A 12,245-nucleotide genomic window follows, 5' to 3' on the forward strand; every position below is an offset into this window, starting at 1 on the left:
TTTCTATTACAATAATATTGGAGGTAATTTATTACAAATGCAAAAATACTATTTATTTATAAAATTGGATCTAATATAATAGTAAAAACGAAAATACAAATGTCCTCCCATGGTGTACATTTTAAATAAGAGAGGAAAGTGACAATGGGATCCCAAGAACGCCATACAAGAAAAAGTCTATTAATGCGTTCCCTTGATGGCATCGAGAAGGTCGGGAATAAGCTTCCAGACCCTGTCATGCTGTTCGCATTACTATCATTGCTCGTTATGGTCGTTTCCGCTATTTTGTCTTCCATTGGATTAAGCGTAGCTGATCCGACAAAGCCTGGCGAAACGCTAACGGTCATGAACCTTCTAAGCAAAGAAGGTCTTCAATATGTATTTGAAAATGCAGTTAAAAACTTTACGAACTTTGCACCTCTAGGAACGGTACTTGTTACGATGCTCGGTATCGGGGTAGCTGAGCGTTCTGGCTTGATTACAGCTGCTTTGCGCGGTCTTGTAACTTCTGTACCACGTCAGCTTATTACAGCTTCACTCGTATTCGGTGGCGTTATGTCCAGTATGGCTTCTGATGCAGGATACGTTGTATTGACACCGCTTGGAGCGGTACTGTTCGCAGGCATGGGGCGTCACCCGCTTGCTGGTTTGGCTGCTGCATTTGCGGGTGTATCCGGTGGATTCAGTGCGAACTTGTTCCTGACATCGCTAGATCCAATGTTAGGTGAGTTAACTCGTATGGCTGTCGAGCCATTCAACGCTGAATATGCGGCAAGCCTGAACGTTGCAGGAAACTATTACTTCATGGCTGTATCGGTATTCCTAATTACGATTGTCGGTACATTCGTTACGGATAAAATCGTTGAACCTCGACTTGGAACGTACAAGGGCGAAGAGGTCGGTGAGCTGCAATACCTTACAAAGGAAGAGAAGAAAGGCCTTTGGGGCGCATTGGTATCATTGATTGTAACATGTGGATTGTTGTCTTTACTCGTGTTACCATCTTGGGGACCACTTCGTGGAGATGGAGATATCGTTAGTTCGCCATTCTTCATGCACCTTGTGCCAATCCTTCTGATTATGTTCCTAGTGCCAGGTGTTGTTTATGGTAAAATGACCAAGTCTATTCATAATAGCAAAGATGTGTCTAGAATGTTCGGTGACACAATGTCCAGCATGGGAAGCTACATTGTATTGGCATTCTTTGCGGGACAGTTCGTAGCTTACTTTACACAGACGAATCTTGGTAAGATTCTTGCAATTAAAGGAGCAGAGCTACTGCAAGGCTCCGGTATTACAGGCATTCCATTGATTCTGATCTTTATATTAATTTGTGGATTTATTAATCTATTCATTGGATCGGCTTCGGCAAAATGGGCTATTATGGCGCCTGTGTTCGTTCCAATTATGATGCAATTTGGATATACACCAGAGTTTACACAGCTCGTATATCGTATTGCAGATTCGACAACAAACATTATTTCACCGCTCTTGCCGTACTTCGCCGTTATTATTGCGTTCGCGCAAAAGTACGATAAGAAAATAGGTATCGGTACGCTAATTTCAACGATGATTCCATACTCGATTGCATTCTCAATTGCTTGGGTTATTATGCTCTTCCTTTGGATGTTCGCTGGCATAGACATCGGACCAGGTACTGGCGTTTACATGAAATAATAATAAATAAACGATTATGGAGAACTGCTTCTCAGCATTGGGCTGGGAGGCAGTTTTTTTATAGCCAAGCTCCAGTGAGAATGATAATTTTTATCAATTAGATTGAAATTTATATAAGTAAATGATAATATACTCCTGTGATATTGATAATCATTATCATAAATATCATAATTTTATATTTTATCGACAATATTTTTATTGTTGCAAAGGGGTTATTTCTACATGAATTCTCGTAAACGTAAATGGAGTATGATGATCGCAAGTTTGATGCTGCTAGCTGTACTTTCAGCATGCGGAAATGATACATCTACAAACCAAGCAGATAAGCAAGCGAATGAAGCGCAAAGTGCACACGGCTCTCATGGTTCTCACGGTTCGACTTCAAGCTCAGAGTCAAAGACAGATAAATCAAATGCACAAACAGATAAAGATAAAACAGCTGCAGTGGGCGGAACTTTCAAAGCTGATGAAGCGGAAGTAGCAGAACTGGCTGCACAATTTGGAGATAAGAAACCAGAGAAGGCTGTTGTTGTTTCTGTATCGATTTCTGAAATTTTACATGGATTGGGTGTTACGCCTGTAGGTGTTCCGACTTCGACGTTGGAACTGCCAGCAGCATTTAAAGATGTGAAGCGAATTGGTTCTGCCTTCAAGCCTGATCTTGAACAGATTACAAGCCTGGAGCCGGATGTTGTGATCGGGCCTGCTTCCATTAAAGATAGCTTGGAGAAGACGTTTAAGACAGCATCTCTCAAAACAGCCTATATTCCTTCTGATTCCTTAGAGCAGTTAAAGTTGTCCACTGTCGTACTGGGCAAAGTATTCGGCAAAGAAGACAAAGCAAAGGAAATGCTCGATAATCTCGCGAAGCAAGAAGCTGAAATGATCGTCAAAGCACAAGGTAAGTCTGCACCGAAGGTGATGATTCTGTTCGGTACTGCTGAATCCTTCATGATGATGAATGAGAAAACTTTCCCTGGCAGTATCGCGGCGCAGTTGGGAGCGACAAATGTTGTATCCGAAGTGCTGAAATCCGATGAAACGTATCTTTCTTTAAATATGGAAGATGTAGTTACGGCGAACCCTGATGTCATATTGCTTGTTTCACATGGTGATCCGAATACAGCGCTTAAGAAATTTGAATCAGATGTGAAAAAGAACGGCGCATGGGAGAAGCTGAATGCGTTCCAGAACGGTAAAGTGAAAGCACTGGATTATAATCTCTTCGGTGTAGCTTCACTCGTTAAAGCAGGAGAAGCTTACGAGCATATGTTTAAACAATTGTACGAATAAGCTGCTGGCAATAAATGAATATCATGTTTTGATAATGAATGGGAGGAAGACCCGTGCTCGCCTATAAAAATAAAAGCATAACGATCGGACTGACATTCCTCCTGCTAGTCATTGCCGTCATCTTATCGATTGCATTAGGTAGTGTAAAATACTCACCGTTTGAAATTATCGCTGCTTTGGTGGGGAATGGGGGAGCGGTGCCAGATACGATTATTTGGGACATTCGCATTCCAAGAGTCGTGTTAGCCGTTATCATAGGTGCCAATCTTGCGATTTCAGGTGCATTGCTGCAAGCGGTGATGAACAATCCTCTAGCTGATCCTGGATTGACGGGGGTATCTAGCGGTGCTGCTGTTTCTGTGCTTTTCATTTTGCTAGTGATGCCGAGCTATTCTTCGTTTGTACCAGCCGCAGCGATTATTGGAGGCACTGTGGCAGCGATAATGGTATATGCACTAGCTTGGAAAAAGAAAGGGTTGTCTCCTGTTCGAGTCATTTTGTCGGGTGTAGCGGTTAACTCCGTTTTCGGCGGTATTATCGGTCTTTTGTCCCTACTCTACAGTGATAAGCTGCCTGCAGCGCTGCAGTGGCTGAACGGTAGTATGTCCGGTAAAGGAATGGGAGATGTAACGATGATTTTGCCATACTCCATTCTAGGATGGATTGCGGCGATCTTCTGCATTCGTCAAGCGAATGTGCTTCGTCTCGGCGAACAGGCAGCGTTGAATCTAGGTGAAAATGTGAACCGGATTCGAATCGTATTGTCGTTCACCGCTGTTTATTTGGCAGGTGTATCGGTTGCTACGGTTGGTATGATTGGCTTCGTTGGGCTTGTCGTTCCTCATATGGCGCGATTGCTGGTAGGCTCGGATTATCGGAATATGATACCGATGAGCATCGGATTAGGAGCGCTTGTACTGCTTGTAGCAGATACGTTGGGCAGAACGTTGTTCGCTCCGATGGATATTCCGGCAGGTATTGTCATGGCAGTAGTAGGCGGACCCTACTTCTTATATCTGATGAGAAAGGGAGATATGTGACATGCTGGAAGCTAGCAATGTAACGATTGGTTATGAGGATAAGACGATCGTAAAAAATGTCACCCTGCAGGTTAAAAAAGGCGAAATTGTCTCCATTATCGGACCAAATGGTTCTGGCAAGTCGACGCTGCTAAAGGGCATGTCTAGATTGATTCCTTGTGCAAGCGGTCAAGTGTGCATTGCGGGAGAATCGCTGCGCGCTATGGGGAGCAAGCGAATATCCCAATTGATGTGCATCCTGTGTCAATCGAATCAAACGCCCGCAGATATGACGGTAGAGGAACTTGTCTCCTATGGCAGATATCCGCATAAGAAGTGGTACGAGCGCTTAAATGTAGAGGACTATGACATTATTAACTGGGCCATTTTGCACACAGGAATGGAGCCTTTTCGCAAGCGACTTGTCATTTCCTTATCGGGTGGAGAAGCTCAGCGAGCTTGGATTGCTATGGCACTAGCACAAAGGCCGAAAGTGCTGCTGTTGGATGAGCCTACAACATATTTGGATATTGCGCACCAGCTTGAGGTGCTGGAACTTGTTCGTACGGTGAATAAGGAACTTGGAATCACCGTCATTATGGTACTGCATGATCTTAATCAGGCGAGCGCGTATAGTGATAAAATTTACGTGATTCAGAATGGTGGCATACATATTACGGGGAAACCGCGCGATGTACTGACACCGGAAATGATTCGAACGGTATATGGAGTAGAAGCAGAAGTTCAGTACGTTGAGGCAGTGGAATATCCGCGTATTCATCCGCTGAAGCGCGCATGAAACGTGGATGAAACAACTGAGTAGACACATTGATGAGGGAGTTATTGTTATGAAACCAATTGATATGGAAGCCACCAAACAACGCTATGTTGAATTTATCGAAAGCTGCAAATCCATCGTGATTAGTAGCACGAACGAGCAGGGAATACCTTTTATTAGCTACGCTCCAGTCGTGAAATTCAACGAGAAGCTCTATATTTATATTAGTAGAATATCAGATCATTATTATTACGTGGACAGCAATGAACACATTCATGTGATGATGATTGCTGATGAAGCGAAATCTCCGAATGTGTTTGCACGTGAGCGTGCTCGTTGGGTATGTACGACTGCTAATCTAGGTAATGAAGGTCATGAAGATGTTTTTGCTCAGTTCGATGCAGCATTTGGTGAAAGTATGATGAAGCTGCTGCGAGGACTTGATTTCTCCTTATTCGAACTTACTCCAGTTGAAGGTCGCTATGTGGTAGGTTTCGGCCAAGCGTTCAATGTGAACTTATCCGGCAGTGTGCTGGAGCATGTTGTTGTGGATCGCAAAGAAAAGGAATAATTGTGAGAAAGGTTGATAAAGATGTCGCATCCATTTGAAGCTGTTCAACCGATTTGGAGTGCAGTGCGTGACCGATTCCAAACGATGATAGAGAGTTTACAAGAAGCGGACATGGACTTGAACATTTCAGATTCGTTTCCCACGATTGCCTATTTGATTCGCCATAATGCTGAGGTAGAGTATATGTTTGCAGATTGGTTCTTCAAGCGTGAAACGCCTGCTGATGTTACTTTTTTGACTGCTGGACCACCTAAGACTGTTTCGGTAGAGCTTGGTAAGATGGCAGAGTTAATTTCCTTTTCTGTATCAGCTAATGCGCATTTGATAGCTGGAATGAAGGATCTGCCGCAAGAGGATTGGGATAAACCAATTAAAACGCCGATCGGTACGTCAACGCCGCGAGAAGCATTAGGACGGGCCATGTATCATACCGGTATTCATAGTGGTCAAATTTCATATATCCGCAAGCTGGCTGCTCAGCAGAACGATGCCGCTCAAGGCTAAAGTAAAATAATAGAGAGTATACAGAATAAGAAAAGCAGACCTTCTCGGAGGTCTGCTTGTTTTCGTTTGCGGTATATGTGAGATAAACATAATTGAAAACTAGTTATACTTGATAAATGCTTGAGATGTGTATTAGGTTACTGCCACGTCTTGGCAACGAAGTCAGCCACGATGAGAAAGACTATGTAGGAAACAATGGCGATGGCAATATAGATAAAGCCTTGCTTGGTACGCTGTTGGAAAAAGCGAACGATACCAAGGCTAACAAGCGGGCACACAATTAGTAGGAAAAACAATACCGTTACAAATAGCTGTGGACTTATTGTACTAATATCGACGTAGGTCAACGTAAATCACCTCATCATGTAGATTCGTAAGCAAAAAAGACTACAATTGCTATTATATATCGTTTTCTAAGCCAAAGTCTTCCTTTTTTCTATCTTATTTTCGTCAAATTTTCATCAATTGAGTTTTAGGAAGACACTTCATCCTAGGATAATGGATGGTATAATAAGGAATAAGAAAAAGGAAGATCAATTGGGATAATTGAGGGGGAGCTATCGTGCGTTATATGGTTGGCATTGATTTAGGCGGTACGAACATCGTTTGCGGATTAGTGAATGAACAGTATGAGCTTATTGATAAAGTGAAGAAACCAACTGAAACCGAGCTTGGGGAAGAGCACGTATTGCAGAAAATGGCTTCGATGGTTGATGAGCTGCTAGAGAAGAACGGCATTGAGCGAAGCAGTTTGCTTGCGGTAGGTGCGGGATGCCCAGGATTCATTGACCCTATTCGCGGTGTTACGATATTTGCTGCTAATTTGAAGTGGACGGATGTTGAAGTGTCTCAGCGTCTGGGGGAGCTTGTAGGTGTTCCTGTGTTTATTGATAACGATGTTCGAATGTATGTGTATGGTGAAGCGATGAGCGGTGCTGGTCGAGATGGCAAAGTAGTTCTGGGTGTTACTATCGGAACGGGGATGTCTGCGGCAACGGTTGCACACGGAGAATTGTACTATGGCCATCGTTTTATGGCAGGTGAGATTGGCCATGTCGCAATGGATGGGGAAACTACACCTTGCGGTTGTGGGCTGACAGGCTGTGTGGAAACCATTGTATCCGCTACTGGATTGGTTCGCCAAGCGAAAGAGGCGTTGGAGGCAGGCCGAAGCAGCATATTGCGTGAAGCTTATGAAGCTGGAAGCTTGACGGCAGCACTTGTATCAGAAGCATACGATCAAGGAGATGAGCTTGCCAAATCTATCATGCAGCATACGGGTACCGTGTTAGGTAAAGCGTTGGCCTATGCGATTACCGCGTACAGTCCAGACGTTCTCGTTATTGGCGGCGGCGGTTCTTTGGCAGGAGAGCGATTGTTTGCTCCGGTTCGTGAAGCACTGAAGCGTCATGTATATCATGGTTATTTGGAGCAGTTGGAAATTCGCCAAGGTGAACTGATCGATGATGGCGGTGTCATTGGCAGTGCAGCATTCGCGCGAACAAGATGGAGCCAACTAACCTCTACGTCATCTCAAGCGGCTGCTTCTACGTCAGATTCTATGCGTGATTGCCATGTTTAAGGCAGTTCCTCATTTACATACAGCTGCGACAGCTACATTGCTGCAGCAGCGCATCGTTGCGATATTCCGCGGTTATACGGGAGAGGCAGCTGATGAGGCTGCGGCAGCTTTGATTCGCGGCGGAGTTACATTGTTGGAGGTAACGATGAATACAGACGGAGCGGCTGCTATCGTATCCCGGTGGCGCGAACGCTTCGGAGAGCAGGTATTTATCGGCGCTGGAACGGTCATAGATGAAGAAACAGCGCGTGAAGCTTTGGACAGTGGGGCACAATTTTTAATTACGCCTAATCTAGATGAGAAAGTGATTGAACTTGCTCAAAGCCGAGGAATCGATGTATGGACGGGTGTATTGACTCCAACTGAAATGGTACGTGCATGGAAGGCAGGGGCGCCGGTATTAAAGCTGTTCCCGCTTGGTAGTCTCGGTTCAGAGTATATACGTGAAGTGCGTGGTCCACTCGGCCATATCCCGCTTATGGCGACAGGTGGTATTGATTTGCATAATGTGCAGCAATATTGGATGGCAGGAGCATCGGCATTTGGCCTTGGCTCCAAGCTCGTTCGCGGTGATCTTATTCGAGCAGCAGCATGGCAAGAGCTAGAGGATCATGCTTCTAAATGGGTGGATACTGTGCGACATCTAGGCTAGTAGAGCAAGACAAGATAGTTTTGTTCAGTAGACTGTTTTTAGTTATAGCTAAGCTGCCTTTGCTAAGGAATATACATGAGAGGAGGTCAGGTGGATATGCCATTCATTAGTCTGTTTATCATTGCTGTTGTTGTGTTAATTCTTCTCTTTTTCTTTGTCATTTGGCGCTTGTCTGTCAAAAGCCAATCGCCGCGAAGAATGCCAATCGAAGTACAGCCAACAGGGAAGTTTGAATCTATTGAATTTCAAGGCAGTGCATGGCTAAGAGGCTGGTTGCTCTGGCCTACTGATGAGCAGCAAGAGCCTAGTAGCCAGCCCCTGCCTGTCATTATTATTTCTCATGGCTGGGCTTCCAATCGCTCTCGTGTGCTGCGCTATGTGGAGCCATTTCGAGCAGCGGGTCATGCTGTTATTGTCTACGATGTCACAAGCCATGGGGAAAGCGGTGCGGTGAAGGCGCCATCTGCGCTGCTATTTCGTGATGACTTGCTTGCGGCCGTGCGCTATGCTCACACCCGTCCAGAGCTTGATGCTGCACGAATAGGCATCATTGGTCATTCATTAGGCGGCTTTGGTGCCATGCTGGCGTTAGATGAAGGACTAGAGGTACAGGCGATTGTAACGGATTCGATGCCAGCTAATCCATTTACGATGATAACAGCTGAGTTGAAGCGAAGAGGCCTGCCTATTTTTCCATTGGCGCAGCTTGTGCCTCGGATCTGGCTTCTGCGTGCTCGAATTAATAAGGCGGAGTTCGATGCCATTAATATTCGGGAGACGATACTTCGCAATGAACGGAGGCGTTCAGGAAGAGTGCCGCTGTATATGATTCACTCGATGGGTGATACGTTTATTCCACCTTCGGAATTGCAAGGGATTGTAACAGATTTACCTTGTGAATTGCCACATATGTTCGTCCATACGAATGGACATAGCTGTTCCGAACAGGACCCAGCATTTTGGGAGGCTGTCCTGCCTTTTCTACATAAGCATGTAAAGCATGCAGCAGCTTCTTCAAATAGTTCTGATACATGTGCGTCCTCGTAAGCATAATTGTGCTTGCGGGGCGTTTTTTTTGTAGAATGGGCTTAAATTTCAGTCATGGCTCTATGTTATTCGCCCTCCTTATTGAGCGTCAATCTGCTAATCTTGCTTCCTATTGTGCATAAGGTCTCCTAAACGCTCAACGTATGAAAGACGTTGTCGAGTACTGCAAGAAACGGCAAATGGGAGTGACAAGCGAGCTTTCCATAACGTGACACCCTTCTTATAGGCACTGTGCTACGATATGGATCATCCTATGATAAGGCTTGCCATATATGGAGGTGGCTTGATGAATCAAGAGGAAGAGAAGGCTTGTATATTCACTCGCCCAAGTAGAAGACAACGTATGTTGAAGCACCGGGCTGATCATCGCTCGCAGTGGATACATCGAAGTATGCGAATGATGATAGCGACGATTATTTTCGTATTGATGTGGGGCAGTTATATATCGTGGCCGCATGTTGAAGCAGAATCTTCATCTGTTAGCTTTTCTGATGAGCACATGATGGAGAGCTGGCTTGCAGAACAGTTGGCCGAGCGAACCACAATGATCCAATTTAAGTACGAGGGATCGATCGATCAATTTAGTCAGGTGCTTACTGATGTACTGAACGATGCTCTTTACTCTAACCCGTTTATTCGGTATAACGTCAGTCGTTATACGTTTCACTGGAAATCGTATGGAAAAGGAGCATTAGTGTCTGTATATGTTCAGTATCGAGAAACGTATGAGCAGTACCAGCAAGTTCGTCAATATGCGAAAGAGCAAGTGAAACGGTTAATTACGCCTGGCATGAGTGATGAGCAAATCGTGAAAATCCTGCATGACTTTGTTGTGGACCAGCTTGCTTATGATGCGACAATGACAAGGTTCACCGCCTATGAGGCGATTACGTTAGGCAGCACTGTTTGCCAAGGATATGCTTTGTTATTGCAAGCATTATATGAAGATGCAGGGATAACGAGTCGCGTCGTTGAAGGCAATGCGGGTGGACAACTGCATGCATGGAATATCGTGCAGTTAAATAATCAGTGGTATCATGTGGACGCTACATGGAATGACCCTGTGCCAGACAAACGCAATCGTATTTTGCATACGTATTTCTTGCTCAGTGATGAGGAAATTGGGCGAGATCATACGTGGGACCGTGCAAAATTTCCACAGGCAACGCAATCGTATAAGCAGAATAAATAAGTGACCAGTAAATGCTGAACTAAGCATAAACTTGTTAAGGCTGTTATCTGCTTTTTTACTTGAAAAAGAAGAGAGCATAGCTCGCTGTTTCCCTTGGGAGGCAACGGGCTATTTTTATTGGCTAAAAACTCGTACAGAAATAATTTCAAAAAAGTGCTTGCAGGTGACGTTACGTCACCCAATATAGTGAATGTAAATCACACGAGACAAAGGAGTAAGGCATATGAAGAGCGCCGTAATGAATTGGAAGACACAAGATAACTGGACATGGAAAGAGTTTGCAGCATTGCTTCTACTAGAGTTCGGCTTTGTTATTGGGGTTATCAAATTTGTAGTAGCACCTATGTATACAGAGTGGCTCAGCAATGAATTGTATTCGGGAACACTGATGGGGCTTACCATTGCTGTTGTTCTGTTACTAGGGGTGTATGTTATCGCACTTCGTCCACAAAAGCTGTCATGGAGTGAAGTAGGCTTGCGCTCATTTCCAGCAAAGGACTGGTGGCGGATTATTGGCTGGACGTTGTTATATCTTGTTGGCAGCGTAATCGTTATGGAAATGTCTGTTCTTCTAGTCGGGAATTCCTATGATAATAGTAAAACAGAGGCGATGCAGCAAAATGTAACGGTGCTCGCTGTTTCTATCTCATTTATAACAGCAGCTATTATTTCACCGATTTATGAGGAAATTTTTTATCGTGGGTTTTTATATCGTTGGTTGCGTACACGTCTTGGTATCGGTGGGGGCATTCTTATTAGTTCGCTCATTTTTACGATTATTCATATTCCCACGTATAATGCGATGCCGGTTAACTTCTTGTGCGGTGTAATCACTGCGTGGGCATATGAACGGACAAATTCAATCTGGCCAGCGATAATTATTCATAGTGTCTTGAATGCGATCGCTGTGCTGCTGACATCACTTGGTTAATAAAAAAATGATGTTCTAGAATAAAATATTGAAGGGGAAAAACTGGAAGTTCCGTCGAATAGAAAACAGATACAAAATATGGGGTGGATATGTTGAACAGACGGCGCAAGTCACGGATAAAAACCATTAGCTACGCATTGGCGACGGCAGCTCTGATGACGATTGCATCAGGTTGTACAGACAAGATCATAGAAGAACAACAAACAGCACAAATTGAAGCGGGGGTTATTAAGAAGCTTCGGATTAGTAATCCATCAGGTGATCTTACGATAATTGGTAGCGATCAAACCGATAAAATAGAAGCGGTAGCAAAGATTAAACGTACGGAAAATATCCCGAGCGAGGAATTTAAGATGACGCTCACGGAGAGTGGGGAAGAAGCAGAGTTCGTTAATTCTTTGCCATCCTCTTCATTTGGAATAGATGTACTAAGCCAGATGGACATAACGTTAACAGTACCTTGGCGTATTGAGTTAGACATTGTCGATGAATCAGGCGATATCACTGTTTCTGGAATTACTAGTCCTATCATAATTAATGACCAATCAGGAGATATGAAACTGAAAGATATAGAAGGTGCAGTCAAAGTTACCGATGAATCAGGTGATATCAAGCTCGAAAAAGTGAAGGGTGATCTCGAACTGGTGGATGATTCTGGCGATATTGAACTTACGAGTAGCCAAGGAAATGTGAATATCAAAGATGAATCAGGCGAGCTTGAAATATCGAATCATATCGGAATGGTAGCGATCATCGATGATAGCGGCAATGTAAAGATTGAACAAGTAAAAGGAAATGTTACGGTTGAGGATGAAAGCGGAGACTTGCGTATAGAACAAATTGAAGGCGATGTTCGTATCGAGTCTGATACGTCTGGAGATGCGACCATTGAGCGAGTGTCAGGAACAGTCCATAATAATAGCAAGAAATAAATCGAGCCCGCTTCTACTGTCTGTGACAGAGAGCGGGCTCTTTCTCATTAAGCCTTACGGCGTATAT

The 12,245-nt window shown here is 44.2% G+C and carries 13 protein-coding genes; 12 read left to right on the top strand and 1 reads right to left on the bottom strand.

Features of this window, described 5'->3' with window-relative positions:
• The first annotated feature begins 144 nt into the window (after positions 1 to 144).
• The 6 genes from FPZ44_RS00835 (at position 145) to FPZ44_RS00860 (ending at position 5,842) form a co-directional block, all read left to right on the top strand.
• A complete protein-coding gene (locus FPZ44_RS00835) occupies positions 145 to 1,677 on the top strand; it encodes an AbgT family transporter (RefSeq protein ID WP_144986508.1) in 1,533 nt (510 codons plus the stop codon).
• 222 nt (positions 1,678 to 1,899) lie between these two features.
• Positions 1,900 to 2,970, top strand: a complete 1,071-nt coding sequence (locus FPZ44_RS00840) for an ABC transporter substrate-binding protein (RefSeq protein ID WP_261378158.1) — start codon at positions 1,900 to 1,902, stop codon at positions 2,968 to 2,970.
• Positions 2,971 to 3,023: 53 nt separating this feature from the next.
• Entirely contained in the window at positions 3,024 to 4,010 is a 987-nt protein-coding gene (locus FPZ44_RS00845; protein ID WP_418789112.1) for a FecCD family ABC transporter permease, read from the top strand.
• A 1-nt stretch (position 4,011) separates the two neighbouring features.
• Positions 4,012 to 4,788: an ABC transporter ATP-binding protein gene (locus tag FPZ44_RS00850; protein WP_144986512.1), complete on the top strand. Its 777-nt coding sequence runs from the start codon at positions 4,012 to 4,014 to the stop codon at positions 4,786 to 4,788.
• A gap of 49 nt (positions 4,789 to 4,837) precedes the next feature.
• Positions 4,838 to 5,338, top strand: a complete 501-nt coding sequence (locus FPZ44_RS00855) for a HugZ family pyridoxamine 5'-phosphate oxidase (RefSeq protein WP_144986514.1) — start codon at positions 4,838 to 4,840, stop codon at positions 5,336 to 5,338.
• 21 nt (positions 5,339 to 5,359) lie between these two features.
• Complete coding sequence (locus FPZ44_RS00860; RefSeq protein WP_144986516.1) at positions 5,360 to 5,842, top strand: DinB family protein; 483 nt, start codon at positions 5,360 to 5,362, stop codon at positions 5,840 to 5,842.
• A 137-nt stretch (positions 5,843 to 5,979) separates the two neighbouring features.
• On the opposite strand, the gene FPZ44_RS00865 is transcribed toward FPZ44_RS00860, so the two are convergent.
• Positions 5,980 to 6,189 (bottom strand): hypothetical protein, encoded by a 210-nt coding sequence (locus tag FPZ44_RS00865; protein WP_144986518.1) that lies wholly within the window; start codon positions 6,187 to 6,189, stop codon positions 5,980 to 5,982.
• A gap of 215 nt (positions 6,190 to 6,404) precedes the next feature.
• Between FPZ44_RS00865 and FPZ44_RS00870 the strand changes: the two genes are divergently transcribed.
• From FPZ44_RS00870 to FPZ44_RS00895, 6 genes are all read left to right on the top strand, one after another.
• Positions 6,405 to 7,424 carry an ROK family protein gene (locus FPZ44_RS00870; RefSeq protein ID WP_144986520.1) on the top strand — a complete coding sequence of 340 codons (1,020 nt, stop codon included), beginning with the start codon at positions 6,405 to 6,407 and terminating at the stop codon, positions 7,422 to 7,424.
• The gene (locus tag FPZ44_RS00875; RefSeq protein ID WP_144986521.1) at positions 7,417 to 8,076 is read left to right on the top strand and encodes a bifunctional 4-hydroxy-2-oxoglutarate aldolase/2-dehydro-3-deoxy-phosphogluconate aldolase; all 660 of its coding nucleotides are present in this window, start codon (positions 7,417 to 7,419) and stop codon (positions 8,074 to 8,076) included. Before FPZ44_RS00870 ends, FPZ44_RS00875 begins: the two co-directional genes overlap by 8 nt.
• Positions 8,077 to 8,172: 96 nt before the next feature.
• Entirely contained in the window at positions 8,173 to 9,123 is a 951-nt protein-coding gene (locus FPZ44_RS00880) for an alpha/beta hydrolase (RefSeq protein WP_186785863.1), read from the top strand.
• A 286-nt stretch (positions 9,124 to 9,409) separates the two neighbouring features.
• On the top strand, positions 9,410 to 10,315 hold the full coding sequence (locus tag FPZ44_RS00885; protein WP_186785864.1) for a transglutaminase domain-containing protein: 906 nt from the start codon (positions 9,410 to 9,412) through the stop codon (positions 10,313 to 10,315).
• 223 nt (positions 10,316 to 10,538) lie between these two features.
• Positions 10,539 to 11,246, top strand: a complete 708-nt coding sequence (locus FPZ44_RS00890; protein ID WP_144986527.1) for a CPBP family intramembrane glutamic endopeptidase — start codon at positions 10,539 to 10,541, stop codon at positions 11,244 to 11,246.
• 89 nt (positions 11,247 to 11,335) lie between these two features.
• Positions 11,336 to 12,178, top strand: coding sequence for a DUF4097 family beta strand repeat-containing protein (locus FPZ44_RS00895; protein WP_144986529.1), 843 nt, complete (start codon positions 11,336 to 11,338; stop codon positions 12,176 to 12,178).
• Positions 12,179 to 12,245 lie beyond the last annotated feature (67 nt).

It is taken from the genome of Paenibacillus agilis (genome assembly GCF_007786455.1).
In the GTDB taxonomy this organism is placed as follows: domain Bacteria; phylum Bacillota; class Bacilli; order Paenibacillales; family Paenibacillaceae; genus Paenibacillus_B; species Paenibacillus_B agilis.